A 25,769-nucleotide genomic window follows, 5' to 3' on the forward strand; every position below is an offset into this window, starting at 1 on the left:
GGCGCAGGAATAGATTAGCGCACTCCATGGGTGTGTGTCGCATCGATACTCCGGGGTAGGTGCGAGACGAGGCGATCCGCGAGTGATCACAGGACAGGGTCCGCGGAACATGCTTGTGGAGGTGGACATGCGTTATCGACTGATGCTCGGACTGGGATTCGCGGTCGGCTACATCCTGGGGAGCCGTGCCGGCCGGGAACGTTACGAACAGATCAAGGCGCTGGCCCAGCGGGTCTCCGACAACCCCACCGTGCAGGAGACGGCCGGGCTGATGGGCGCCAAGGTCTCCAAGGCGACGGGCGTGGCCAGGACCAAGGTGAGCGACGTGGCCAGGAACCGGTTGCCGTTCCTGCGCTCCGCCAACGGCTGGCACGGCGACGAGCACGACGACACCGGCACCGGCTGGCCGGACAACCAGAGGACCAACGCGCCCTACTGATCTTTCCAGCCGCCGCCCCGTCGGCACTCACGGGCCGGGAACGGCCCGCCGGTGCGAAAGGCCCCTCCAGGGGCCTTTCGCGTGTCCGGGGCCGATCCTCACCCGCTCCCGGGCCCACCCGGAAACCCGGCCCGTGCGGGAGCCCGGCCCACTCGGAAAGCCAGCTCGTATTGGAACGTAGGGTCTCGCACCTGAACGGGAGGTTTCAGCCGGTTCAGCCGATCGACCCCGGGCGGCCCGGCTCCGGCATCTCAGACGCCGAAGCTCCGGCGTGTCTCCTCGAGCGCCTGTTCCGCGAGGGCGCGCAGGCCGGGATCTTCCGGATCGAGACCGGCGTCGAAGACGAACTCCCAGATCAGCCGGTCGGTGTCGGTCTTCCTCGCCACCAGCCGCACTCCCCCTCGCGCGTCCAGCGGGACGTACTGGTTGACCACGATCGAGGCGGTCACCCGCTCCCGCACGGCCTCGGGGATCCGGCCGGGCTCGGGCAGCAGCGCTCGGTGCGACCGCCCGTCGGTGGTGCCGACCGTCAGCCCCTCCTCGTCCCACACCCCGCGATCCACCTGGAACCAGGGCAGGCGTTCACCGCCCAGGTAGAGGGCCTTGTCCGCGGCGATCACGTAGCCGTCGGGCCCCTCGGCGTAGACGAGCGCCCGGTCGCCGGGAGCGAGGGCCGCGCGGACCTCGGAGGGCATGCGATTGAAGAGCTTCACCGTTCCACGGTATCCGCCAGCAGGTCGAGGGTGAGCGCGGCCGACCAGGAGAAGTCCCGGCTGCCCCGCCCGCTGCCGTCGAAGGGGTCGAAGCACTCGCGGAAACCCGCCTGCCGCACGAGGCGCAGGGTGCCCGAGCCGAGCAGCCGCACCAGTCCCGGCAGATCGTGCGCGCCCGCCGCCCGCCGCAACAGCCAGTTGGTGTTCACCCAGGACGGTCCGCGCCAGTAGCAGGACCGGTCGAACTGCTGGGCGCGGATCTCGCAGCTCGGCACCGGGTATCCGGCGGCTCCCATGAAGCGGGCCGACTCCAGCACCCTCACCAGCTCCGCGACCCGGTCGGCGGGCATCTCCTGGTCGAGCATCGGCCCGAAGCAGCCGACCGTGCAGACGGGGCTGAGCCGCCCGCCGCGCAGGTCGCGGGCGCGGAAGACGCCGTCGTCCCAGAGGCGTTCCAGCAGCGCCGCCCGGATCCGCCCCGCCGCCTCCCGGTACGGGCCCGCGTCCGCGCCCGCCACCGGGGCCAGCTCGGCGAGGGCCTGGCAGGAGGCGAGCCAGATCCCGTTGAACATCGGGTCCTCGACCGCGAACGGGTGCTCGTCCCGCAGGTAGGCCGGATCGTAGCCGGAGTCCCGGTAGCCCAGGACGAGGGCCATGTAGCGGTCGTGGCGGCTGTCGGGATGCCGCTCGGGGGGCTCCTCGCGCCGGTGGTAGGCGTGGCGCACCGGGGGCAGCGCCTCCAGCGGCGCGTCCCAGGCGGGGCTGTCGTCCATCCCGGACTCCCACGGGTGCACGATCGCGGCCAGCCCTCCCCCGCCGAGGTCCCTGGACGTGGCGAGGTAGTCGTGCTGGGCGGCCAGCATCGGGTAGATCCGCCGTACGAGGGCGACGGCCGTGTCCCGGTCGGCCGCGTGCCGCCATATCCACCACAGGGCCAGCGCGTGCAGCGGCGGCTGCGTCAGCCCGGAGGTGCACACGGCGTTGGGAGAGGCCGGATGGTCCGGGGAGCGCCAGACCGAGGGGCCGGGGAAGTAGCCCTCCTCGCGGGCGGGGCGGAAGACGATGTGCGGCACCATCCCGGTGTCCCACTGCCCCGCCAGCAGGCTGATCAGCTCGGTTCCGGCCCTGCGGGTGTCCCAGCGGGCCAGGCCCATCGCGACGAAGGTGGAGTCCCAGTTCCACTGGTGGGGGTAGAGGCCGGGCGCGGGGACGGTCGCGGACCCCGTCCAGTTCGCGTCGAGCACGGACCACGCCTCACGCCCGAGCGCGGCGTCGTCGACCGCCGCTCGCGACTCCATTCGCCCAGTCTGCGCCTGTATCGGTCAGGAGAACAGCCCGGCCTGCCTCGAATGCGCCGAAGAGGGGCGTGGCACGGCCCCGCGCAACGGCGCGGGCCCCGGGAACGGAGGTCCCACGACGATCACAACAAGCCCCGCGCAACGGCGCGGGCCCCGGGGACGGAGGTCCCCGGGGCCCGCGCCGTATGGCTCCTCAGTCGAGGTAGTCGCGAAGCATCTGCGCCCTCGTCGGGTGCCTGAGCTTGGCGAGGGTCTTCGACTCGATCTGCCGGATGCGCTCGCGCGTCACGCCGAACTCCCTGCCGACCTCCTCCAGGGTCCGGGGATGCCCGTCCGCGAGCCCGAAGCGCAGCTGGATGATGCGCTGCTCGCGATCGGAGAGGGTCGCGAGGATGTCGTCGAGCTGGTCCTGCAGCATGATGAAGGCGGCCGCCTCCATCGGCACCACCGCGTCCGCGTCCTCGATGAAGTCTCCGAGGTCGGAGTCCTCCTCACCGATCGGCGACTGGAGGGAGACCGGCTCCTGGGCGATCCGCTGGATCTCGATCACCCGGTCGATCGGCAGGTCCATCTCCATCGCGATCTCCTCGGGCGCGGGCTCGCGGCCGAGGTCCTGGTGGAGCTGGCGCTGGACCCGTACCAGCTTGTTGATCGTCTCGACCATGTGCACCGGAATCCGAATGGTGCGCGCCTGGTCCGCGATGGCCCTGGTGATCGCCTGGCGAATCCACCAGGTGGCATATGTGGAGAACTTGTAGCCCTTGGTGTAGTCGAATTTCTCGACCGCCCGGATGAGGCCGAGGTTGCCCTCCTGGATGAGATCCAGGAACAGCATCCCGCGTCCCACATATCTTTTGGCGATTGACACGACCAGCCGCAGATTGGCCTCGATCAGCCGCTGCTTGGCCCGCGTGCCCTGCCAGGCGAGCTCCTTGAACTCCGGGAAGACCAGACGCGAGACGACGCTGGTCAGCTTGTCCTCGGCGAACAGGCCCGCCTCGATGGACTTGGCGAGCTCCACCTCCTCCTCGGCCGTGAGCAGGGGCACGCGACCGATCTCCCGCAGGTAGATGCGGACGAGATCGCTGGTCGGGGCCCTTTTCCCGACATCCTCCTCATCGGGCCGGACGGGTTCCTCGTCGCCCTGGGGCTCGAGGACCTCCACTCCGTGCTCGGCGAGCATGCGGACGACGCGTTCGAGCGCGTCGGACGGCAGCTCGGACTTGTCGAGAGCGGCGGCCACGTCATCGACCGTGACGCTTCCGCGCTCCCTTCCCTTCGTAACGAGGTCGGCCACCTGGTCTACCGATGGCGGCCCACTTGGCAGCACCGATGCACCCACGGGAGACAGTCTGCTGTATTGGGTCCCCTAAATGGCAGACCTATTTTTGTCACCGGAGGTAAGGCCGCGATCATTATCGGATCGAGACCTTATTCGGGTTTGGTGGAATCATCCCGCGGATATTAATGCCAATTACGCCGTCAGCTCCCGGCGGCACGCTCCCTGAGCACCCGCCGCTGCTGTTCCAGCGCGACCAGCTCTCCGAACAGCCGGTTGTACTCCTGCTGCTCGTCGACCGGGTTCGTCCGCTCCATCCTCGACTTGAGCCGCTCGATGGCCCGCGAGACCGAGACGAGCTCCAGGGCCGCCAGCATGGCCGAGGCGTAGCGCTCCTCGCTCGCCAGGTCGGCGCGCAGCTCCTCCACGGCGAACCGGGTGACGACCCCGCGCAGGGAGTCCTCGGCCCCGCCGAGCAGCAGGTCGACCCACTCGCGCCCGCCCTGCCCCGCCGCGGCGGTGCCGCCCGAGCCGACGATCAGCCGGTAGAGGGCCGCGTGCTCGGGAAGCGTGAACGCCTCCGCTCCCAGCGCCTCGAAGCCAGGGCCGAGCAGCGCGGGACGCTGCACGGCCAGCCGCAGCACCTCCGCCTCGGTCCGTACGCCGGGATCGGTGAGGTCGGCGACCTTTCGGGGCCCCGCGGGGCGCTGCTGGGCGCGCGGCTGGGCCGCCGCGGAGACCTCGGTGATCCGGTCGAGGACGAACCGCTCGTTGTTGAAGCCCAGCCACCGGTCGAGGTCGACGGCGTACAGCCGGCGCAGGGACGTGTCCTTGATTCCGGCCACGATCGGGGCGGCGGCGTCGAGGGCGGAGAGCCGCCCCTCGTTGGTGCTCGCGTCGTAGCGGGAGATCACGCTGCGGATGGCGAACGCGAACAGCGGCTCCCGCCCGGCGATCAGGTCGCGCACGGCCGCCTCGCCGTGCCTGATGCGCAGGTCGCACGGGTCGAGGCCGTCGGCCTGCACGGCGACGAAGGTCTGGGTGACGAACTTCTGCTCGTCGGCGAAGGCTCGCAGGGCCGCCTTCTGGCCCGCCGCGTCGCCGTCGAAGGTGAAGATCACCTCGCCGTGCGACCCCGACTGGTCGAGCAGCAGCCGCCGGAGCACCTTGATGTGCTCCTCGCCGAACGCGGTGCCGCAGGTGGCCACCGCCGTCGGCACGCCCGACAGGTGGCAGGCCATCACGTCGGTGTAGCCCTCGACGATCACGGCCTGGGAGCGCTTGGAGATCTCGCGCTTGGCCAGGTCGACGCCGTAGAGGACCTCGCTCTTCTTGTAGAGCGGGCTTTCCGGGGTGTTCAGGTATTTCGGCCCGTCTTCGGCATCGTTCAATTTCCGTGCGCCGAACCCGATGACGTCGCCGGTTATGTCGCGGATGGGCCAGACCAGCCGTCCCCTGAAGCGGTCGATGGGGCCGCGCCGTCCCTCCTTGGCCAGCCCGCCCTTGATCAGCTCCGCGGTGGTGAAGCCCCGCGCCATCAGGTGCCGCGAGAGGGCCTCCCACTCGGCCGGGGCGTATCCGACGCCGAAGCGCTCGGCGTCGACCCGCTCGAACCCGCGCTCCGACAGGAATCTGCGCCCGATCGCGGCGTCGGGGGCGGACAGTTTCGAGACGTAGAACTCCGCCGCGGCCCGGTGGGCCTCGATCAGGCGGATGCGCTCGCCCTGCTCGCGCCCGGGGACGTAGCCGCCCTGCTCGTAGCGGAGCTGGACGCCGGCCCGGTTGGCCAGCCGCTCGACCGCCTCGCCGAACGACAGGTGCTCCAGGCGCCGGACGAAGGTGATGACGTCACCTCCCTCGGCGCAGCCGAAGCAGTACCAGTAACCCCGGGTGGGGGTCACGTTGAAGGACGGGCTCTTCTCCTCATGGAAGGGGCAGAGCCCTTTCAGGTTGCCGCCGCCCGCGTTGCGGAGCTGGATGTGCTCGCCCACGATGTCGGCGATCGGTGAGCGCTCCCGTACGAGCGCGATGTCCTCATCACTGATCCGGCCTGCCACGCCGCGAGTCTAGTCCGGCCCCCCGACAGGTCGGGGCGACGAGTGCGCCCGCCCTCGCCGCGATCTTCCGGCAGGCCGGGACGCTACTGCCGGGACGGGAGGGACAGGAGGAACGATGACTTTCCCGAAGTGGTCGTGACCAACCAGGACGTCGGTTACAAAGGTAAAGGCGGATTCTCGATAATGTACGCGGGTGGAGATCATGCGATCGGGGCATATAGCACGATTGGCCGCTGTGACCGGCGCGGTACTCGTCACCGGAGCCTGCGCGTCGCCCGGCGGCGTGGCGGGCATCGGCACGGCGGTTCCGACCCCCGGGACGGAGTCCGCGGCCGGGTCACCGGCCTCGTCGGTCACCGCGACCCTGCCCGAGGCGACCCCGACCCCGGCCCCCCGGACCGCGGTCGACCGTCCCAAGGCCGACCCGCCGGTCCGGGTCCCGCCGCCGAAGGTCTCCAAGCACACCTACGTCTTCCCGGTGAAGGGCTGCTCGGTCACCTACGAGAGCAGGCTCCTGGTGCTGCCCAAGACCACGATCTGGGCCGGCAAGGGCTGCTCGTTCGTCTCGCCGGTGAACGGCGTGGTCGACGAGGTCAACACCAAGAACCGGTGGAAGCCCTCCACCGACCGCGGCGCCGACCGGGAGGGCCGGTTCGTCACGGTCGTCGGCGACGACGGCGTGCGCTACCTCGGCGGTCACCTGGACAAGGTCGCCCTGGGGATCAGGCCGGGACTGCGCGTCAGCGCCGGTCAGGTCCTGGGCCAGGTCGGCAACTCGGGCAACGCCCGCTCGACCGCAAGCAACCTCTACTTCGCGATCTCCTGGAAGACCTCCCCCTCGCTGTGGTGGGTGCGCCGGGGCATGGTCAAGCCCTGGAACTACCTGGACGCCTGGCTGAAGGGCAACCCCACGCTCTCCCCGAGGGAGGAGATGCAGGCCGTGATGAACCAGACCGGCGCGGCTCCCCGGTGCTTCACCCTGTGCGCGTCGAAACCGCAGCCGACGAAGAAGCCCACCAGGAAGCCGAAGCCGCCGGAGCCGGAGCAGATCCCGCTGGGCGGCACCAGCGCGCCGGCCTCGGGAACGTGACACGGCGGCCCGCGGCGGGCTCGTCCACGACGCCACCCGGGAACAAAACACCGGGCCCCGCGGGCGGAGGCGCCGGGAACGTGACACGGCCCGTCAGCGGGCCGCCAGGGCGCGGTGCCAGGCGACGGCGGAGGTGTCGGTGAGCGAGGCGATCTGGTCGACGACCACGCGGAGCCGGCCGGCGTCGCCGCCGGCCCTGACGAAGGCGGGCCTGAACGCGGGCTCCAGGGTGCCCGGGGCGCCCAGCATGATGTGGTGGGCCAGGTCGTGGATCAGCTCGCGCTGCCTGGCCTGGTTGGCGTTGTGCGCGTCGCTCGCCATCACGTAGTGGGCCGTGACCCCCTTGAGCAGCGCGCACTCCAGCCGGGTGGCCCTGGGCACGATCAGGTCGGCGCTGTAGCGGCCGGCCGCCGGTCCGTACGCCTCGCGGGTGGCGACCTCCGCGGACTTGCAGAAGTGGCCGATGAGCGAGCTGGTCAGCCCCTTGATCGCGGCGAGGTCGGCGAGTGAGCGGTCGAAGTGGCGGGGCCAGAGCGGCTGGGTGATCAGGCGTCCGAAGAGGTCCTCCAGCTCGCCGGGCTCGGCGTCGGGGGCGTACCACTCGCGGGTGGTCGCGCAGACGTCGCGGCGCTCGGCGGGATCGCGCATCGCCTCCAGGACCACGCCGCCGGAGTGCAGGGCGTCCTCCAGGTCGTGCACGGAGTAGGCGACGTCGTCGGCCCAGTCCATGATCTGGGCCTCGAAGCTGACCTGTCCCTCCGGCGCGCCCTCCCTGATCCACTCGAAGACCGTCGTGTCGTCGTCGTAGACGCAGTACTTGGCGCCTCTCTCGCGGGTCCACGGGTATTTGACGGCGGCGTCCAGGGAGGCGCGGGTGAGGTTGAGCCCGGCACTGCGGCCGTCCTCGGTGACGACCTTGGCCTCCAGCCGGGTCAGCAGGCGCAGGCTCTGCGCGTTGCCCTCGAAGCCTCCGCACCCGGCGGCGAGCTCGTTGAGCGCCGTCTCCCCGTTGTGGCCGAACGGCGGGTGGCCGAGGTCGTGGGCCAGGCAGGCGGTCTCCACCAGGTCGGGGTTGCGGCCGAGGGTCTCCCCCATCTCGCGGCCGATCTGCGCGCACTCCAGGGAGTGGGTCAGACGGGTGCGGGGGATGTGCTGGCCACTGCCGAAGGTCTCCCCCGGGCCGACGACCTGGGTCTTGGCGGCGAGCCTGCGGAGCCCGGCGCTGTGCAGCACCCGTGCCCGATCGCGCTCGAACGGGCTTCGGCCGGGGTTGCCGGGCGGTTCCGGCACCCACCTGGCCTGATCGTGTTCGTCATAGCCATGCATAAGTGCACTGATTTTATCCGCGAAAGGGCCCGGCCATGCCGAACGACGAGAAAACACCTGGTTACCGGGCACGTGCCGCCGTTCCCCACCCGTACGAGCGGCCCATCAGGACGGTCCGTCAGGGGAGGCCCGCCACGAGCGCGACCGCGCGGGCGTGGCGCGTACCGGGCCCGCGGCCGCCCCGGTGAGGGTGGGGCGGGCCGCGGGGACCGGCTCCGCGGGGCGTCGTCTCCGGTGGTGCCGGAGCGCCCCGCGAAGCAGGCGGGGGTCAGCGGGTGTCGGAACCGCCGCACACCAGGGTGGCGCGGGCGGCCTCCAGCCGGGCGACCGGGATGCGGAACGGCGAGCAGGACACGTAGTCGAGACCGGCCTGGTGACAGAAGTGGATCGAGTCCGGGTCGCCGCCGTGCTCGCCGCAGATGCCCAGCTTCAGGTCGGGACGGGTCGCGCGGCCCTGCTCGACGGCGATCTCGACGAGCCTGCCGACGCCGTCGCGGTCCAGGGTCTCGAACGGGGAGACGCCGAAGACCCCGAGCTCCAGATACTTGGCGAAGAAGGCGGCCTCGACGTCGTCCCTGGAGAAGCCCCAGGTCATCTGGGTCAGGTCGTTGGTGCCGAAGGAGAAGAACTGGGCGGCCTCGGCGATCTGCCCGGCGGTCAGCGCCGCGCGGGGCACCTCGATCATCGTGCCGATCAGCGCGTCGACACCGGTCTCCTCCAGGATCCGCCGCGCCTCGTCCTTGACGTGCTCCAGCTCCTGGACGGCGGCCACCAGCGGAATCATGATCTCCGGACGGCTGCCGGGCACCGCCTTGGCCGCCGCCGCGATCGCCCGGACCTGCATGGCGAACACGCCGGGGATGACCAGGCCGAGCCGGACGCCGCGCAGGCCCAGCATCGGGTTCTCCTCGTGGAGCCGCTTGAGCGCGACCAGGAGCTTGCGGTCCTTCTCCTCCGCCGCGTCACCGGCGAGGGCGACCCGCACCGACAGTTCGGTGTAGTCGGGCAGGAACTCGTGCAGCGGCGGGTCGATCAGGCGGATCGTGACGGGCATGCCCTCCATCGCCTGGAAGATCTTCGTGAAGTCCGCCCGCTGCAGCGGCTCCAGCGCGGCCAGCGCCCGCTCGCGCTCCTCGGCGGAGGTGGCCAGCACCAGGTCCTCGACCAGGCCGCGACGGTCGCCGAGGAACATGTGCTCGGTGCGGCAGAGCCCGATGCCCTGGGCGCCGAACCTGCGCGCCCTGGCGGAGTCCTCGGCGGTGTCGGCGTTGGCGCGCACGGCCATCCGGCGTACCCCGTCGGCGTGGGACATGATCCGGTGCACGGCGCGGACGAGCTCGTCGTCCCGGTCGCCCGAGCCCTCGAAGTACTCCACGACCGGGGAGGGGACCACGGGCACCTCGCCGAGGTGGACGGCTCCGCTGGTGCCGTCGATGGAGATGACGTCGCCCTCGGAGACCACGAGGCCGGAGGCCGTGGTGAACGCGCGGTCCGCGGCGGAGACCTCCAGTTCCTCGGCGCCGCAGACACAGGTCTTGCCCATGCCCCTGGCGACCACGGCGGCGTGCGAGGTCTTGCCCCCGCGGCTCGTCAGCACGCCCTGGGCGGCGATCATTCCTGCCAGGTCGTCGGGGTTGGTCTCGCGGCGGACCAGGATGACGGCCTCTCCGCTTTCGGCGAGCTCGACGGCCCTGGGCGTGGAGAAGACGGCCTTGCCGACGGCCGCGCCAGGCGAGGCGTTCATCCCCCTGGCGATCACCTTGCTCCCGGCGTCCTCGGCGAACCTGGGGAACATGAGCTGGGCGAGCTGGTCGCCGGTCACCCTGGTCACGGCCTCGTCGAGGTCGATCACGCCCTGGTCGACGAGCTGCACGGCGATGCGGAACGCGGCGCCCGGGGTCCGCTTGCCCACCCGGGTCTGGAGCATCCAGAGCTTGCCGCGCTCGACCGTGAACTCGATGTCGCACAGGTCGCGGTAGTGGTCCTCCAGCGTCTTCATGGTCCGCATGAGCTCGTCGTAGACGGGCTTGTCGATGCCCTCCAGCTCCTGCAGCCGCATGGTGTTGCGGATGCCCGCGACCACGTCCTCGCCCTGGGCGTTCTGCAGGTAGTCGCCGTACACGCCCTGCTGGCCGGTGCCGGGGTCGCGGGTGAAGGCCACCCCGGTTCCGGAGTCCATGCCGCAGTTGCCGAAGACCATCGAGCAGACGCTGACCGCCGTGCCCAGGTCGGCCGGGATGCGCTCCTGGCGGCGGTACAGGACCGCGCGCGGGGCGTTCCACGACGCGAACACGGCCTCCACCGCCATGCGCATCTGCCGGTACGGGTCGGCGGGGAAGTCCTCGCCGGTTCTGGCGCGCACGATCTCCTTGTACGTCGCGACCAGGCTCCTGAAGTCGGCCGCCTCCAGCTCCAGGTCGTCGCGGCCGTCCTTGAGCTCCTCCAGGGCGTTGTCGAAGAGCTCGCCGTCGATGTCCTGGACGGTCTTGCCGAACATCTGGATGAGGCGCCGGTAGGAGTCCCAGGCGAAGCGCTCGTTGCCGCCCGCCTGCTTGGCCAGCCCGTGGACCGAGTCGTCGTTGAGCCCGATGTTGAGGACGGTCTCCATCATGCCGGGCATGGAGAACGCGGCTCCGGAGCGCACGCTCACCAGGAGCGGGTCGTCTGCCTGGCCCAGCCGGCGGCCCATCGCGGCCTCCAGGGCGGACAGGTGCTCGGAGACCTCCTCCTGCATCCCCTCGGGAAGGACTCCGTCGGCGAGGAAGCTCCGGCACGCCTCGGTGGTGATGGTGAAGCCGGGGGGCACCGGCAGCCCGAGGTTGGTCATCTCGGCGAGGTTCGCTCCCTTACCACCGAGCAGGTCCTTGAGATCTTTGTTGCCCTCGGTGAAGTCGTAAACGTACTTCGGCACGGTTGCTCCTTCTGCGACTTCAATCGGCGTCTGGTTCCGCCTCTCTCCGGACTCTACCGACGAACAAGACGATGAAACGGCACCCATCACACGGAACAGCATCATCGCAGCTCAAAGCAGGCAAACCGGTCTAATCCAATTCAAATCCAGATCAAATACGCGAGGATATCGATCACCTCAGAAATTGGTTTACACCAATTGGTATAAACCAATTCCCCGCCCATTCAAACCCGTTCACGACCGGTTCAGCGACCCGCCAGACCGGCTCCGGCGAGAGGGTTCAGGTCGGGAACCTCCCCTTCCGCCGGGCCCTCGCCGGACGGCAGCCACAGCACGAACACGCTTCCCTCTCCCAGCCGGGAGAACAGGCGCACGTGCCCGCCGTGCGACTCCACGATCTGGCGGACGATCGCCAGGCCCAGCCCGCTGTGCCGGTCGCGGCGGCTGGCCTGGCCGCGCCAGAACCGGTCGAACACCCGCGCGTGGTCGTCCTCGGGCACCCCGGGCCCGGCGTCGCGCACCGCCACCCAGATCCAGTCCCCGGTACGGCCCGCCGCCACGACGACCTCGCTCCCGCCGGGCGCGAGCCGCACCGCGTTGGAGAGCAGGTTGCCCACGGCCCGGCGCAGCGCGTCGTGGTCCCCCACCCCGCGCAGCCCGGCGGGCAGCGCCCTGCGGATCGACAGCCCGCGCCCGGCCGCGAGCGCGGTGAACTCCTCGGCCGCCTCGGCGGCCAGCGTCCCCACGTCCACCTCGGCGTCGGCCAGCGCGGGCGCGGACCGGCGCGCGGTCGCCAGCAGGTCCTCGACCAGGCGGGTCATCCGGGTGGTGGCCCGGTCCACGATGGCCACCGCGCGCATCCGCTCCTCCTCGGTGCTGTCGGGCGAGGCGAGGACCGCGTCGACGTTGGCCCGGATGATGGCCAGCGGGCTGCGCAGCTCGTGGGAGGCGTCGTCGATCAGCCGCCGCTGCGCCAGGAAGGCTCCCTCCAGGCGGCCGAGCATGGTGTCGACGGTGTCGGCGAGGTCGCGCAGCTCGTCCTTCGGGCCGGTGAGCAGGATCCGCCGCGACAGGTCGGTACCCTGGATCTCGGCGGCGGCCCTGGTGATCGAGCGCACCGGACGCAGCACCCGGCCCGAGAGGACCCAGCCGATGCCGAAGCTCGCCAGGAACAGCCCGCCCAGGGTCAGGAACGAGTAGTCGCGCAAGGTTCGCAGGGTGAGCAGGTTGACCGCGTTCTCGACCTCGGCGAGTTCGACGACGGGGGCCTTGCCGACGTAGCGCTCGGTGTCGACGCTGTAGAGCTTGGCCTGCTGGACGGTGTAGGGCCGCTCCTCGGCGCTCCTGGCCACCGCGACGTACAGCAGGCCGATGACCAGCGCGGAGAGCAGGAACAGCAGACTGGAGTAGAGCACGGTCAGCCGGAAGCGGATCGTCTGCACGAAGGAGAACCTCATACGTCCTCCCGCAGCCGGTAGCCCTTGCTGACCACGGTCTCGATCACGGCGTCGGCGCCGAGCTTGCGCCGCAGGTTTCCCACCGTCACCCGCACGGTGTTGGTGAACGGGTCGGTGTGCTCGTCCCAGACGTGCTCCAGGAGCTCCTCGGCGGAGACGACGTGCCCGGGACGGGTCATCAGGTAGTGCAGGACACCGAACTCCTTGGGGGTCAGCCCCAGCTCGCGCCCGGTCGAGTGGGCCTCCACCCGGGAGGTGTCCAGCCGCAGCGCCCCCACCTGCAGAATCGCGGTGCCGCCGCCCGGCTCCCTGCGGAGCAGCGCGCGGACCCGGGCCAGGAGCTCGGGGAAGGCGAACGGTTTGACCAGGTAGTCGTCGGCGCCCTCGTCCAGCCCCCTGACCCGGTCGTCCAGCCGGTCCCGCGCGGTCACCATGATGATCCGCACGGCCTGGCCCTGGTCGGTCCCGCGCAACGCCCGGCAGACCTCGAAGCCGTCCCCTCCGGGCAGGTTGAGGTCGAGAAGGACCAGGTCGTAGGAGTTGACCTGGAGCTTCTCCCGCGCCTGGGCCACGTCGTAGGCGACGTCGACCGCGTATCCGGCCCGGACGAGCCCCACGCGCAGGGCGTCGACCAGGTCTTCCTCATCTTCGACAACGAGCAGTCGCATGGTACGAACCTAGGTCGTGCGCGGCCGGAAACGCGGATGCCACCGCCATACCGCGCTTCTCTTCCCTCGCATCTCTCGCATTCCCTTCCCTCCGCTTCCGTTCATTTCTCCGATCACTCCCGGATGGCCCGTGCGCCTCCGTTCACCGAAACCTTGCAGTGTGGATGCCCCCTCCTTCAGGGGCGGAGAGGAATCGTGGAACGGTCGGGCATGGTGGTCTCCCGGTTTTGTCGGGGGGTGTCGGTAGGTTGGTCGGCGTGTCGCGGTTTCGGCTTCAGCCCTCGCCCGCTCAGGAGCGGGCGTTGCTGGAGCATTGCGGGCATGCCCGGTTTGTATGGAATCTCGCGGTAGAGCAGCACGCTCATTGGAGGCCGGGCCGGGGGTCGGCGCCCGGGTTCGCCGAGCAGTGCCGTCAGCTCACCGAGGCGCGGGCCACGTTCGCGTGGTTGGGCGCCGGATCGGTGATCGTTCAGCAGCAGGCGCTCAAGGACTTCGCGCAGGCGATGGCGAACTTTTTCGGTAGAACTCACCGCAAGCCGACATGGCGCAGCCGGGGACGCGGTGAGGGCTTTCGGATCGTCGCGGTCACACCCGGTGATGTGCGGCGGGTGTCGCGTAACGTGGGCGAGGTGAAGATCCCGAAGGTGGGGTGGGTGCGGTTTCGCTGGTCGCGCCCCGTCACCGAGGCGAGGTCCTACCGGGTCACCCGGGATGCGGCGGGGCGTTGGCATCTGGCGTTCGCCGCGATTCCCGAGCCGATTCCCGCACCGGATGCGGGTGGGATCGTCGGGGTGGACCGAGGCGTGGCCGTGTCGGCGGCACTGTCCACGGGTGAGCTGCTGAGCGTGCCCGCCCTGCGCGACACCGAGAGGAAACGGCTGCTCAGGCTGCAGCGAAAGCTCGCCAGGGCCAGGCGCGGGTCGAACCGGCGCACGAAGGTGAAGCTCGCCGTCGCTCGCCTGAGGGCTCGTGAGGCCGATCGGCGTAAGGACTGGGTGGAGAAGACCAGCACCGATCTGGCGCGCCGTTTCGAGGTGATCGCGGTCGAGGAGTTGAAGGTCTCCGCGATGACCCGTTCCGCTCGCGGCACGATCGAGGTGCCGGGTCGTAACGTCCGGCAGAAGGCGGGCCTGAACCGGGGCATCCTCGCCGCCGGATGGGGTCGGCTCGTGACCCGGCTGGAGCACAAGGCTCCGGGCCGGGTTCAGAAGATCGATCCGTGTTTCACGTCGCAGACCTGCAACGCCTGTGGGCACCGTGCCGGGGAGAGTCGCGAGAGCCAAGCGCTCTTCCGGTGCGTGGCCTGCGGGCATCGGGTCAACGCCGACGTCAACGCGGCGAGAAACATCCGAGATACCGCCGCGGGGCACGCGGTGGCCGCGCGGGGAGGCTTGCCGTTGGGCAGGCCGGTGAACCGCGAGCCTCAACGTGACCTCCTCTTCGTGGAGTAGGTGCCGTTGGAATCCCCCGCCTTCGGACGGGGGAGGATGTCAAAGGATCCTCGAGAACCAGAACAGGGAGGTCCCGGCCGCCACGACCGCGCCGAGCAGGGCCACCCCCACGAACCACGGCCAGATCTCCTGCCGCTCGGTCCGGTAGCCCACCGAGCTGCCGATGTCGTCGTAGACCGCCCGCAGCTCGCCGCCGGAGGCCGCCTCGTAGAACCCTCCGCCGGTGCTCTCCGCCAGCTCGCGCAGCGCCGGGCCGTCCACCGGCACCCGCGTCTCCCTGCCTCCCAGCTGGATCGTGCCGTCGGAGGTGCCGTACGCGATGGTCGAGACCGGCACGCGCCGGGAGGCCGCCTCCCGCGCCGCCAGCTCCGGCGTCCGGCCCATGGTGCTCGACCCGTCGGACATCAGCACGATGTGGGCGGGCGGCCGGTCTCCGCCCTCGCCGCCCTCCAGGGCGTCGATCGCGTCCAGGGACGAGAACACCGCCTCGCCGATGGCCGTACCGGCGTCCGTGGTGAGCCGGTCGATCGCGGACAGCACCGCCGCCCTGTCGGCGGTGGGCGGCACGCTCACCGAGGCCGAGGACGAGAACGTGACCAGGCCCAGGTTGAACCGGGAGGGCAGGTCCCCGACGAACCGCCGCGCGGCCTCCCGCGCCGCCGCGAACCGGTTCGGCGCCACGTCCGTGGCCTGCATCGACGCGGAGACGTCGAACGCCACGACGATCGTCGCCCGCTCTCTCGGGACCCGCACCTCGGCCGTCGGCCGCGCGAACCCGACGACGAGGAGCACCAGCATCCCCATGAACGCCGCGGCGGGCACGTGCCTGCGCCACCCGGGCCCCTTGGGCGCGAGCTTGTCCAGCAGGTCCAGGTTGGTGAACCGCAGGGCGTACCGGCTGCGCCGCAGATACATGACCACGTAGAGAACCGCGATCATCAGGGCGGGCACCAGCAGCCACAACCAGACCGGAGACAGGAACGTCACGCCACACCGCCTCTCGCGCCTTTCGCGCCACGGGCCCGCGCCAGGCGGCGCTGGAGCACGACGTGACGGACCAGGTCGCGGACCCAGTCGCGGTCGGTGTCCAGGCGCAGGTGCGCGGCCCCGCACCGGCGCAGGGCGGTCGCGACGGCCGTCCGCTGGCCCGCGGCGGCCTCGGCGTAGCGTTCGCGGAGGCGGGCGCCGGCCGTGGAGACCTCCCTGCGGCGGCCGGTCTCCGGGTCGACGAGGGTGAGCACCCCCACGTCGGGCAGGGTCAGCTCCCTGGGGTCGACGACCTCCACCGCGAGGAGCTGGTGACGGAGCGCGAGATGACGCAACGGCCTCTCCCAGCTCTCCGGGGGATCGAGGAAGTCCGAGACGACGACCACGAGCCCGCGGCGGCGCACGACGCGGCGCAGGTCGTCGGCGGCCGGGCCGACGCGCGGCGCCGGGACGCCCGGCTCGGTACGCGGCAGCGAGAACACGGCGTTCAGCAGCGCCATGAGATGCGGGCGCCCGCTCCTGGCGGGGAACCGCCGGACCTCTCCGCCGTGCAGGATGTGCGCCCCGACGCGGTTGCCCGTCCGCTCGGTGAGGAAACCGACCGCCGCGACGGCGGCGAGCGCGAGTTCCCTCTTCTCCATCAGCGCGGTGCCGAAGTCCATGCTGGCGCTGGCGTCGAGCAGCACCCAGGTCTCCAGCTCCCGGTCGGCGATCATGTCCCGTACGTGCGGCTCCGTCGTGCGGGCGGTGACGTTCCAGTCCATCCGGCGCACGTCGTCACCCGGCGTGTACGGCCTCGCCTCGGCGAGCTCGCCACCGGGCCCGGGGGTCAGCCCCTGGTGGTCGCCCTGCAACAGCCCGTCGAGACGCCTGACCACGGTCAGCTCCAGCCGCCGGAGCACCCGCTCGGACAACAGGTGCCGCATCAGGCCGCCTCTCCCTGGCCGGGGGCGATCCTGGGCATCGGGATCGCCGCGGCCACCAGGTCCACGATCCGCCGGGGGGAGACGTCGTCGGCCAGCGCGTCGAACGACGGCACCAGCCGGTGCGCGATCACGTCACCGGCCAGGTCCGCGACGTCCTCGGGCAGCACGTAGTCACGCCCGCGCAGCAGCGCCAGCGCACGGGCCGCGGCGACCAGGCCGAGCGTCGCCCGCGGACTCGCGCCGAAGGCCAGCAGCGGTGCGACGTCCGCCAGCCCGAACCGCGCGGGCTCCCGGGTCGCGTACACCAGCCGGACCGCGTACTCGGCGACGGCGTGGTGGACGAAGACGTCGTCCACGGCTGCCTGGAGCTCCAGCAGCCGCCGGGAGCCGAGCACCCGCCGGGAGACCGGCCGGCCGGTGCTCATCCGGTAGAGGATCGCGAGTTCCTCCGACTCGCTCGGGTACCCCACGTCGATCTTCATCAGGAAGCGGTCCCGCTGGGCCTCGGGCAGGTGGTAGACGCCCTCCGACTCGATCGGGTTCTGGGTCGCCAGGACCAGGAACGGAGCGGGCACCGGGTGGGTGCGCCCGCCGATGCTCACCTGGCGCTCGGCCATCACCTCCAGCAGCGCAGACTGGACCTTGGCCGGAGCCCTGTTGATCTCGTCGGCGAGCACGAAGTTGGCCATCACCGGGCCCAACTCGATGTCGAAGCTCTCCGTGGACGGCCGGTAGATGCGGGTGCCGACGATGTCGGCGGGCACCAGGTCGGGAGTGAACTGGATCCGGGCGAACGAGCCGCCCACGACACCCGCGAGCGTCTCGGCCGCCAGCGTCTTGGCGATGCCGGGGACCCCTTCGAGCAGGCAGTGCCCCCGGGCGAGGACCGCGACGAGCAGGCGCTCAACCATGCGGTCCTGGCCGACGATCACCCGCTTCACCTCGAACAGCGCCCGCCCGAGCACGGCGCTCTCCGGCGCCCTCTCCGCCCCGCCGTCCGTACCGGACGGGATCTCCCTCACATGGTCCGTGTGCTCGGCGCGCTCGGTGTACTCGCTCACGGGGCGATCGCGGAGGCCGAGGCCGGGCAGTCGTCGACGAGCAGCCGCAGCTCGATCGCGTCGTGGGCGGGTCGCGGATCGGCGTGAGCCGCACTTCCCGTGAGCAGGAAGACGACCCCGCCGAGGGCCACGACCCCCGGAACGGCCTTCCAAGGTGATACGCGTGCCATCGTTCTTCCCTTCGTCGAACGAACGATCACCCTGATGTCATCAAAAGCCTCCGAAAACCGCCGTAAGCCTGCTTTTTATCTCGTCTTTCGCCCTGAGCCGCCCAGCTCTGGCCCGGTGGCCACCGGGCCAGAGCTGGGCGGAGAGCCGGAGTGACCGGAGGAGAGCCGTGGCGGGGAGCCGTGGGGAGCCGGAGTGGGGAGATGCCGGGGCCGGGAGAGACCGGGGCCGGTGGGACCGGGAGGAGAGCCGGGGCCGGGAAAACAGCGACGGCCGGCGACCCCCGGGTGCGGGGGGCGCCGGCCGTCACCGGTCGGGCGGGGCGGACCTCAGTCGTTGAGGTGCCGGCGGAGGTAGGCGTCGACCTGGTCGAGAGCCACCCGCTCCTGGGCCATCGAGTCGCGCTCGCGGATGGTCACCGCCTGGTCGTCGAGCGTGTCGAAGTCGACGGTGATGCAGAACGGCGTGCCGATCTCGTCCTGACGGCGGTAGCGGCGGCCGATCGCGCCCGCGTCGTCGAACTCGACGTTCCACCGGCGGCGGAGCTGGGCCGCCAGGTCCTTGGCCTTGGGCGACAGGTCGGCGTTGCGCGACAGCGGGAGCACCGCGACCTTGACCGGCGCGAGCCGGTGGTCGAGGCGCATGACCGTGCGCTTCTCCATGACGCCCTTGGCGTTGGGCGCCTCGTCCTCGGTGTAGGCGTCGATCAGGAAGGTGAGCGTGGCCCGGTCGACACCGGCGGCCGGCTCGATCACGTACGGGACGTAGCGCTCGCCGGTGTCCTGCTCGAAGAAGCTCAGGTCGGTGCCGGAGGCCTTGCCGTGCGCGGTCAGGTCGAAGTCGGTGCGGTTGGCGATGCCCTCGAGCTCGCCCCACTCGGTGCCGGTGAAGTTGAAGCGGTACTCGATGTCGACGGTCCGCTTGGAATAGTGGGAGAGCTTTTCCTTCGGGTGCTCGTAGATGCGCAGGTTGTCCTTGTTGATGCCCAGGTCGGTGTACCAGCGGAACCGCTCGTCGATCCAGTACTGGTGCCACTCCTCGTCGCTGCCCGGCTTGACGAAGAACTCCATCTCCATCTGCTCGAACTCACGGGTGCGGAAGATGAAGTTGCCCGGGGTGATCTCGTTGCGGAACGACTTGCCGATCTGGCCGATGCCGAACGGGATCTTCCTGCGCGCCGACTGCTGCACGTTGAGGTAGTTGATGAAGATGCCCTGGGCGGTCTCGGGACGCAGGTAGGCGAGGCCCGACTCGTCCTCGACCGCGCCGAGGTAGGTCTTCAGCAGGCCGCTGAACTGCTTCGGCGCGGTGAAGGCGCCCTTGGTGCCGCAGTTGGGGCAGGTGATGTCGGCCAGACCGTTGACGGGCTGCTTTCCGTGTTTTTCGGTGTAGGCCTCTTCGAGGTGGTCGGCCCGGTAGCGCTTGTGACACGACTGGCACTCGGTCAACGGGTCCGTGAAGGTCTCCACGTGGCCACTGGCCTGCCACACCTCGCGAGCCAGGATCACCGAGGAGTCGAGGCCGACCACGTCGTCACGCCCCTGCACCACGGTCTTCCACCACTGCCGCTTCACGTTGTTCTTGAGCTCCACGCCCAGTGGACCGTAGTCCCACGACGCGCGCAGGCCGCCGTAGATCTCGCTGGAGGGATACACAAGACCGCGCCGCTTGGCGAGGCTGACGATGGTGTCCATGATGTCCGTACGGCGTGCCATAAGGGAGAATCTCCATCCGGCTGGAGGTCGGCGAGGAATTGATTGAGCTCCCAGCTTAGGGGAGACGAACCCCCGGGACGTGCGGATAAACCATGCCGCCCGCCTCGTCCGGGCAAAGCTTCCCAGGGGATGACGGCGGGACGACGGGCGGGACGTCAGGGGCGCTCGACGTCCTCGAACGCGCTCGGTTCGTTGATCATGAGGGTCATCAGCGGATACATCGCCATCCGCGCCGCGCCCAGAGCCCTGCGGTAGAACCCCGCGCCCTCCCACTCGCTGACCAACGCCCACAGCTCCGGCTCGTCCACCGACCTCGACACCCGGCCGCGCACGTAGCCCGGCTGTCCGGCCAGGGTGTCGACGATCTCGTGAGCCCGGAGCGTGAACTCCTCGGTCTGGCCCGGCGGCACCGAGTAGCGGATGAGAGCAAGCATCCGCCCAGCATGACAGAACCCGCTCCCGGTCCCCGGCTCCGGGCATGTCGTGGCGGGCGCGGTGGCGTTAGGCTCGACCCGTGGCCGACAAGCGTCAGGAACGCCCCGCACACCCGCTGGCACAGCCCCGTCCCAGGCAGGGCAAGCGCCCGCTGCCCCCGGGTGAGCAGTTCTTCACGCCGGGGGCGACCGGGCTGCGGCGGAAGGTCGAGCTGCGCAGCGCGGCCCCGCTCGTCTTCCTGTTCCAGCTCCCCCGGTGGATCGCCCCGGTGGCGCTGGTGGTCCTCCTGCTGGCCGGATTCGCGGTGCCGTCCTTCTGGGGCGGCGTCGCCGTGCTTCCGGTGATCGGGTTCGTCGGCTGGCTCGCCTACATGTCGTGGCCGTCCCTGGGAAACGGGGGGCGTCTCCTGCGCGTCGCGCTGCTCACCTTCCTGATCCTGCTCGCCGCCGACCGTTTCGGCGCCTTCTGACACCTCCCTCGGCTCCCCCGGCTTTCTTCGGCGCTTTCCGACACCCCCTCGGCTCCCCCCGCCCTTCAGCGGGACGCGGGCAGGAGGGTGTAGCCGGGGAAGTTGCCCGGCAGGCGTTCGGTCTCCGGCCCCTGGGTCACGGCCCGGACGAGCAGCTCGCCACCGACGAAGGCGCCCCGCCAGGAGGCGCCGAGCCCGCCGAACAGCTCCTCCCGGTCGCCGCGCGAGCGGGGCGCGTTGATCCCCACCTTGAACGCCCGCACCTCCGGGGCCAGCCGCCTGACGGTCTCCTCGTCGTCGCAGGAGACCGTGGCGACCAGCGCGCCGTTGCTGGCGTTCATCGCGGCCAGCAACTCGGCCTCGGTGTCGACCAGCACGACGGTGTCGACCGGCCCGAAGGGCTCGGCGTGGAAGAGCGGGGACGAGCGCGGCGGGCCGAGGATGGCGACGGGCGCCAGGTAGCCCGAGGTGTCCTGGCCGGGCAGGAACAGCCCGTCGTCGAGGGAGCCCCGGTACAGGGGGACCCCGCCCTTGGCCACCGCCTCGTCCACCTGGTCGGCGAGCTCCTTGACCTTGGCGTTGGTGATCAGCGGGCCGAAGTCGAGGTCGGGCGGCGGGTCGTCGGGCCCCCGCACGGCCAGCGGGTGGCCGAAGCGCACCGACCGGACCGCCGGCAGGTAGGCGGCCAGGAAGTCGTGGAACAGCGAGCGCTGCACCACGAAGCGCGGGTAGGCCGTGCAGCGCTGCTTGGCGTAGTCGAAGCTCTTGCGGATCTGCCCGGTCAGCAGCTCCCAGTTGCCGTACTCCCACACCCCCCAGCAGTTGAGCCCCTCCTGCTCCAGGACGTGCCGGTGGCCGAGGTCGGCGAGCGAGGTGGCCACCTGCCCGCCCGCGTCGCGCCCGCCGACGAAGGAGACGCAGCCCAGTTCCTTGCCGCGCACCAGCGCCGGGGAGAGCTCGGCGCCTCCCCCGCTGACGAGGGTGAACGGCAGCCCCTCCTGGGCGGCGAGCGCGGTCGCGAGGGTGAGGCAGGCGAGCCCGCCGTCGGTGGGCGCCTTGGCGATGACCGCGTTGCCCGCGAGGGCCTGCACGAGCATGGCGTGCATCAGCACGCTCATCGGGTAGTTCCAGCTGGCGATGTTGCTGACCGGGCCGGCCAGGGGGACGCGGCCGGCGACCATCCGGTCGATCTCGCCGACGTACCAGTGCACCCCCTCGATGCACCGGTCGACGTCGGCCGCGGCGAGCTTCCACGGCTTGCCGATCTCCCAGACCAGCAGCAGGGTCAGCAGGTCGCGATGGGCGGTCATCGCCTCCAGCGCCGCCGTGACGCGGGCCTTGCGCTCGGCGAGCGGCACGTGGCGCCAGAGGCGGTGCTCGTCGAGACCGGCCCGTACCGCGCGCAGGGCGGTGGCCCTGTCGAGGCGGGGCGGCCCGGCGATGGCGGTGCCGTCCACCGGTGAGGCGGCCGGCTCCGGGCGGCCGTCGCGCTGCCAGAAGCCGCCCCAGTGGTTGAGCACCCGGTCGTCGTGGAAGGCCTGGGGCGCCGCCGCCACGCACCGGTCGTAGGCGTCGGACCAGGCCGACCCCGGCTTGAGCATGAGTGACATGGGTGGTCTCCTCGGTTGGACCGGTCGATTCAGTCGGACCAGTCGATGGCCAGGGCGAGCTCCTGCTCGGGCAGCGGCTCGAACTCCTTGATCGCGTCGAGTGCGGGGCCCATGGCCGCGTTGGCCTCTCTCTCGACCATGACCTCGACCAGCACCGGGAGCTGCAGGCGGTCCGACTCCGCGCTCGCCCAGGCCAGCGCGTCTCCGATCTCGCCGGGCAGCTCGACGCGCCGGGCCGGGCAGCCGAACGCCTCCATGAGCTTCACGTGGTCGACACCGCCCTCGCCGTAGTGGAGGTCGACGGCGTAGTTCATGTCGTAGGGGATCTCGGCCTGGCGGATCAGCCCGAGATACTCGTTGTTGATCATCACGATGACGAACGGGATGCGGTACTGGGCGGCGACCGCGATCTCCTCCATCAGGAACTGGAAGGAGTAGTCGCCCGCCACGGCCACCACCTGCCGCTCCGGGTAGGCGCACTTGACGCCCATCGCGGCGGGCACCTCCCAGCCCAGCGGCCCGGCCTGCCCGCAGACGAGGTATCGGCGCGGGAGGTAGGTCTTCTGGAACTGTCCCGACCAGATCTGGTAGAGGCCGATCGCGGTGACGAACGTCGTGTCGGGCCCGTAGAAGTCGTTCAGCTCCCGGAAGACCCTCGGCGGCTTGATCGGCACGTCGTCGAAGTCGTCGCGCCGCAGCAGCGTGCTGCGCAGCTCGGTGACCCGCGCGGGCCACCGTCCGGGACGGCGGGCCTCGGTACGGCCGCGCGCCTCCTTCGCCAGGGCCGCCAGCGTGGGCCGGGCGTGGCCGACCACGCCCAGGTCGGGCTCGAAGACCTTGCCGATCTGGGTGGGCTCGATGTCGACGTGGATGAACGTGCGCCCCCGGCGGTAGGTGTCGAGGTCGCCGGTGTGCCGGTCGCCGAACCTGGCGCCCACCGCCAGCACCAGGTCGCTCTCCAGCAGCGCCGCGTTGCCCCAGCGCGTCTGGGTCTGGATGCCCGCCATGCCGGCGAACAGGGGGTGGTCCTCGGGGAAGGCCCCCTTGCCCATCAGCGTCACCTGGACGGGAACCTGCAGGTGCTCGGCGAGCGCGCGCAGCTCGGCGGCGGCGTCGGCGATGACCACCCCGCCGCCGGCCAGGATGAGGGGCCGCCGGGCGCCCATGAGCATGTCGATCGCCGCCCGGACCGCCGGGGCCGTGGGCTGCGGGACATCGATGGGGAGCGGGGTGTCGATCTCCGCGTCGTACAGGCAGGTGCCGCGCTGCACGTCGATCGGCAGGTCGATCAGGACGGGGCCCGGCCGCCCGGACCTGGCGATCCTGAAGGCCTCCCTGAACACCCACGGGGCCTGGGCCGGCTCCTTCAGCTGGACCGCCCACTTGGTGACGGGCTTGGCGATCTCCACGATGTCGACCGCCTGGAACGCCTCCTGGTGGAGCTTGTCGCGCGCCGCCTGCCCGGTGATGCAGATCATGGGAATGGAGTCGGCGAGGGCGGTGTAGAGGCCGGTGATCATGTTGGTGCCGGCCGGGCCCGAGGTGCCGATGCAGACGCCGACGTTGCCGGTGACCCGGGCCCAGCCGTCGGCGGCGTGCGTGCCGCCCTCCTCGTGGCGGACGGTGACGTTGCGTATGTCGCTGTGCTGGAGCGCCGCGTAGAGCGGGAGGATCGCCGCGCCCGGGATGCCGAAGACGGTGTCGACGCCTTCGGACTCCAGGACGGCCACCACGGCCTCCATGCAGGGGATCCGCTTCACTGGTTGATCCTTTCGATCACCTTGAGCAGGGCGGAGTGGTCGAGGGAGCCGTGCCCCTGGGCACGGGCCGCGGCGACGAGCTGGGCGACCAGCCCGGTGAGCGGGAGCGAGACGCCCGCCTCCCGCGCCGCGGCGATGGCGATGCCCATGTCCTTGTGGTGCAGGTCGATCCGGAACCCCGGCGCGAACTCGCGCCTGATCATGGAGTGCCGTTTGAGGTCGAGGATGCGGGAGCCCGCCAGCCCGCCGGCCAGGACGTCGAGCCCGCCCGCGGGGTCGACCCCCGAGGCTTCGAGCAGCATGATCGCCTCGGCGACCAGGCCGTAGATGCCCCCGACGACGAGCTGGTTGGCGGCCTTCACGGTCTGCCCCGCCCCGGCGGGACCCACGTGCACGATCGTCGTGCCGACGACCGCCAGGAGCGGGCGTACGGCCGCGAAGTCGGCGGCGGCGCCGCCGACCATGATCGAGAGGGTGCCGTCGACCGCGCCGCGCTCACCGCCGCTCACCGGGGCGTCCAGTGCCCTGATGCCCTTGACGGCCGCGGCCTGCGCGACCCTGCGGGAGGTCTCGGGCCGCACGGTGCTCATGTCGATGTGGATCAGACCCTGCCTGCCCTGCTGGAGCAGCCCGTCGTCGCCGAAGGTCACCTCCTCCACCTGGGGCGAGTCGGGCAGCATGGTGATCACGACCTCCGCCTGCGCGACGGCCTCCGCCACGCTGCCCGCGGACTTGCCGCCGGCCACGGCGAGGGCGTCCATCCGCTCGGCGCTCATGTCGTAGCCGACGACGGTGTGCCCGGCCCTGACCAGGTTCGCCGCCATCGGACTGCCCATGATCCCCAGGCCGATGAATCCGATGTTCATGAGCGGCTCACCGTTCCTCCCTCGCTCAGCGTTCATCGAATACCTCCAAGGTGGAGACCCTGGGCCTCGGCCCGGGGCCGGGCGCGGCCGGTCACCGCGCGCGATCCGGTGGTGTGCCCCGTGCGGCCCGTGCGGGGGGTCAAGCGTCCCTCCAGCCGAAGCTCTCGGCGCTGGGGCCGGTGGGGCGGTACTCGAGCCCGATGTGGCCCCGGTATCCCGAGGTCTCCAGGCGCTCGAGGATCTGGTCGTACGGCATGGCGCCGGAGCCCGGCTGCCCCCGGCCGGGGGCGTCGGCGATCTGGACGTGGCCGAACCGATGGACGCTCGTGTCGATGAGGGTGAGCACGTCCTCGCCCATCCGGTGCAAGTGGTAGAGGTCGGCGAGGAAGGCCACGTTGCCCGCGTCCACCTGGTCGATCACCTCGAAGGCCGTGGCCGAGGAGGTGATCGGGTAGTCGGGGTTCTCGTAGGAGTTGAGCGCCTCGACCACGACCGTGGCGCCGACCCCGGCCGCCGCCCTCGCCGCCAGGGACAGGTTGGACAGCGCCAGCTCGCGCTGGGCCTGCGGGGTCAGCCCCGCCACGCTGTTGCCGTAGAGGGCGTTGAGCACCCGGCAGCCGAGCGCTCCGGCCAGGCCCGCCGCGACCTCGACGTTGGCCTGGAACCTGGCCGAGCCGTCGGGCCGCGACAGCAGGCCCCGCTCCCCCGCCGCCATGTCCCCGGCGTCGAAGTTGAGGCCGACCAGGCGCACCCCGGCCTCCTCGATCGCCCGCCGCAGGGCGTCGATCTCGCGGTCGGCCGGGCAGGGGACGGCGAAGGGCCACCAGAGCTCGACCGCGTCGAAGCCCGCCTTGGCCGCCGCGGCGGGGCGCTCCAGCAGCGGCAGCTCGGTGAAGAGGATGGAGAGGTTGACGTCGAACTTCACGGCGCCTCCCCCGCTCCCAGGGAGACCTTCACGGGCGGCGCCGACGGCACCGCCGGCGTGCCCAGCGCGGCCAGCGCCGACCGCATCAGGCGGGCGGTCTCGCTCGGGGTCCTGCCGACGCGGACGCCGACCTTCTCCAGGGCGTCCTTCTTGGCCTG

General features: G+C 71.1%; 22 protein-coding genes. 4 read left to right on the top strand and 18 right to left on the bottom strand.

Going from position 1 to position 25,769, the window contains the following annotated elements; genetic code table 11:
* The first annotated feature begins 127 nt into the window (after window positions 1-127).
* The gene (locus ACTOQ1_RS32300) at window positions 128-439 is read left to right on the top strand and encodes a YtxH domain-containing protein (RefSeq protein ID WP_440071758.1); all 312 of its coding nucleotides are present in this window, start codon (window positions 128-130) and stop codon (window positions 437-439) included.
* A 251-nt stretch (window positions 440-690) separates the two neighbouring features.
* Here the strand turns inward: ACTOQ1_RS32300 and ACTOQ1_RS32305 are convergent, their stop codons facing one another.
* From ACTOQ1_RS32305 to dnaG, 4 genes are all read right to left on the bottom strand, one after another.
* On the bottom strand, window positions 691-1,152 hold the full coding sequence (locus ACTOQ1_RS32305; protein WP_440071759.1) for a hypothetical protein: 462 nt from the start codon (window positions 1,150-1,152) through the stop codon (window positions 691-693).
* Entirely contained in the window at window positions 1,149-2,450 is a 1,302-nt protein-coding gene (locus ACTOQ1_RS32310; protein ID WP_440071760.1) for an MGH1-like glycoside hydrolase domain-containing protein, read from the bottom strand. Before ACTOQ1_RS32310 ends, ACTOQ1_RS32305 begins: the two co-directional genes overlap by 4 nt.
* Before the next feature lie 193 nt (window positions 2,451-2,643).
* Entirely contained in the window at window positions 2,644-3,780 is a 1,137-nt protein-coding gene (gene rpoD, locus ACTOQ1_RS32315) for an RNA polymerase sigma factor RpoD (protein ID WP_362677942.1), read from the bottom strand.
* A gap of 152 nt (window positions 3,781-3,932) precedes the next feature.
* Complete coding sequence (gene dnaG / locus ACTOQ1_RS32320; RefSeq protein WP_440071761.1) at window positions 3,933-5,786, bottom strand: DNA primase; 1,854 nt, start codon at window positions 5,784-5,786, stop codon at window positions 3,933-3,935.
* 235 nt (window positions 5,787-6,021) lie between these two features.
* On the opposite strand from dnaG, the gene ACTOQ1_RS32325 reads away from it, so the two are divergent.
* A complete protein-coding gene (locus ACTOQ1_RS32325) occupies window positions 6,022-6,876 on the top strand; it encodes a M23 family metallopeptidase (RefSeq protein WP_440071762.1) in 855 nt (284 codons plus the stop codon).
* Between the two features lie 93 nt (window positions 6,877-6,969).
* On the opposite strand, the gene ACTOQ1_RS32330 is transcribed toward ACTOQ1_RS32325, so the two are convergent.
* The 4 genes from ACTOQ1_RS32330 to ACTOQ1_RS32345 form a co-directional block, all read right to left on the bottom strand.
* Complete coding sequence (locus ACTOQ1_RS32330; RefSeq protein ID WP_440071763.1) at window positions 6,970-8,202, bottom strand: deoxyguanosinetriphosphate triphosphohydrolase; 1,233 nt, start codon at window positions 8,200-8,202, stop codon at window positions 6,970-6,972.
* Between the two features lie 268 nt (window positions 8,203-8,470).
* Window positions 8,471-11,113 (bottom strand): pyruvate, phosphate dikinase, encoded by a 2,643-nt coding sequence (ppdK, locus tag ACTOQ1_RS32335; protein ID WP_440071764.1) that lies wholly within the window; start codon window positions 11,111-11,113, stop codon window positions 8,471-8,473.
* A 245-nt stretch (window positions 11,114-11,358) separates the two neighbouring features.
* Window positions 11,359-12,570, bottom strand: a complete 1,212-nt coding sequence (locus ACTOQ1_RS32340) for a sensor histidine kinase (protein WP_440071765.1) — start codon at window positions 12,568-12,570, stop codon at window positions 11,359-11,361.
* Window positions 12,567-13,238, bottom strand: coding sequence for a response regulator transcription factor (locus ACTOQ1_RS32345; RefSeq protein ID WP_362677182.1), 672 nt, complete (start codon window positions 13,236-13,238; stop codon window positions 12,567-12,569). The genes ACTOQ1_RS32340 and ACTOQ1_RS32345 overlap by 4 nt, the downstream gene beginning before the upstream one ends.
* 257 nt (window positions 13,239-13,495) lie before the next feature.
* Between ACTOQ1_RS32345 and ACTOQ1_RS32350 the strand changes: the two genes are divergently transcribed.
* Window positions 13,496-14,689 (top strand): RNA-guided endonuclease InsQ/TnpB family protein, encoded by a 1,194-nt coding sequence (locus ACTOQ1_RS32350; RefSeq protein WP_440071766.1) that lies wholly within the window; start codon window positions 13,496-13,498, stop codon window positions 14,687-14,689.
* A 39-nt stretch (window positions 14,690-14,728) separates the two neighbouring features.
* Here ACTOQ1_RS32350 and ACTOQ1_RS32355 read toward each other — a convergent pair whose 3' ends face one another.
* The 6 genes from ACTOQ1_RS32355 to ACTOQ1_RS32380 all read right to left on the bottom strand — a co-directional run bounded on the left by ACTOQ1_RS32355 (window position 14,729) and on the right by ACTOQ1_RS32380 (window position 19,980).
* Window positions 14,729-15,676, bottom strand: coding sequence for a VWA domain-containing protein (locus ACTOQ1_RS32355; protein ID WP_440071767.1), 948 nt, complete (start codon window positions 15,674-15,676; stop codon window positions 14,729-14,731).
* Window positions 15,673-16,602 carry a DUF58 domain-containing protein gene (locus ACTOQ1_RS32360; protein WP_440071768.1) on the bottom strand — a complete coding sequence of 310 codons (930 nt, stop codon included), beginning with the start codon at window positions 16,600-16,602 and terminating at the stop codon, window positions 15,673-15,675. Before ACTOQ1_RS32360 ends, ACTOQ1_RS32355 begins: the two co-directional genes overlap by 4 nt.
* Window positions 16,602-17,624, bottom strand: a complete 1,023-nt coding sequence (locus ACTOQ1_RS32365) for an AAA family ATPase (RefSeq protein WP_440071779.1) — start codon at window positions 17,622-17,624, stop codon at window positions 16,602-16,604. The genes ACTOQ1_RS32360 and ACTOQ1_RS32365 overlap by 1 nt, the downstream gene beginning before the upstream one ends.
* A 35-nt stretch (window positions 17,625-17,659) precedes the next feature.
* Complete coding sequence (locus ACTOQ1_RS32370; protein WP_440071769.1) at window positions 17,660-17,833, bottom strand: hypothetical protein; 174 nt, start codon at window positions 17,831-17,833, stop codon at window positions 17,660-17,662.
* A gap of 327 nt (window positions 17,834-18,160) precedes the next feature.
* Window positions 18,161-19,546 carry a glycine--tRNA ligase gene (locus tag ACTOQ1_RS32375; protein WP_440071770.1) on the bottom strand — a complete coding sequence of 462 codons (1,386 nt, stop codon included), beginning with the start codon at window positions 19,544-19,546 and terminating at the stop codon, window positions 18,161-18,163.
* Window positions 19,547-19,701: 155 nt separating this feature from the next.
* Window positions 19,702-19,980 (bottom strand): antibiotic biosynthesis monooxygenase family protein, encoded by a 279-nt coding sequence (locus ACTOQ1_RS32380; RefSeq protein WP_344748919.1) that lies wholly within the window; start codon window positions 19,978-19,980, stop codon window positions 19,702-19,704.
* 80 nt (window positions 19,981-20,060) lie between these two features.
* Here ACTOQ1_RS32380 and ACTOQ1_RS32385 point away from each other — a divergent pair, with 80 nt between their 5' ends.
* Entirely contained in the window at window positions 20,061-20,450 is a 390-nt protein-coding gene (locus ACTOQ1_RS32385) for a DUF6703 family protein (RefSeq protein WP_440071771.1), read from the top strand.
* A gap of 65 nt (window positions 20,451-20,515) precedes the next feature.
* Here ACTOQ1_RS32385 and ACTOQ1_RS32390 read toward each other — a convergent pair whose 3' ends face one another.
* The 4 genes from ACTOQ1_RS32390 to ACTOQ1_RS32405 all read right to left on the bottom strand — a co-directional run bounded on the left by ACTOQ1_RS32390 (window position 20,516) and on the right by ACTOQ1_RS32405 (window position 25,611).
* Window positions 20,516-22,060 (bottom strand): aldehyde dehydrogenase family protein, encoded by a 1,545-nt coding sequence (locus tag ACTOQ1_RS32390; protein WP_440071772.1) that lies wholly within the window; start codon window positions 22,058-22,060, stop codon window positions 20,516-20,518.
* A gap of 29 nt (window positions 22,061-22,089) precedes the next feature.
* The gene (gcl, locus tag ACTOQ1_RS32395; protein WP_440071773.1) at window positions 22,090-23,820 is read right to left on the bottom strand and encodes a glyoxylate carboligase; all 1,731 of its coding nucleotides are present in this window, start codon (window positions 23,818-23,820) and stop codon (window positions 22,090-22,092) included.
* Window positions 23,817-24,686 carry a 2-hydroxy-3-oxopropionate reductase gene (locus tag ACTOQ1_RS32400; protein WP_440071774.1) on the bottom strand — a complete coding sequence of 290 codons (870 nt, stop codon included), beginning with the start codon at window positions 24,684-24,686 and terminating at the stop codon, window positions 23,817-23,819. The genes gcl and ACTOQ1_RS32400 overlap by 4 nt, the downstream gene beginning before the upstream one ends.
* Before the next feature lie 139 nt (window positions 24,687-24,825).
* On the bottom strand, window positions 24,826-25,611 hold the full coding sequence (locus ACTOQ1_RS32405) for a hydroxypyruvate isomerase family protein (RefSeq protein WP_440071776.1): 786 nt from the start codon (window positions 25,609-25,611) through the stop codon (window positions 24,826-24,828).
* Window positions 25,612-25,769: the final 158 nt, after the last annotated feature.

Source organism: Streptosporangium sp. OZ121 (assembly GCF_051918885.1).
GTDB lineage: Bacteria > Actinomycetota > Actinomycetes > Streptosporangiales > Streptosporangiaceae > Streptosporangium.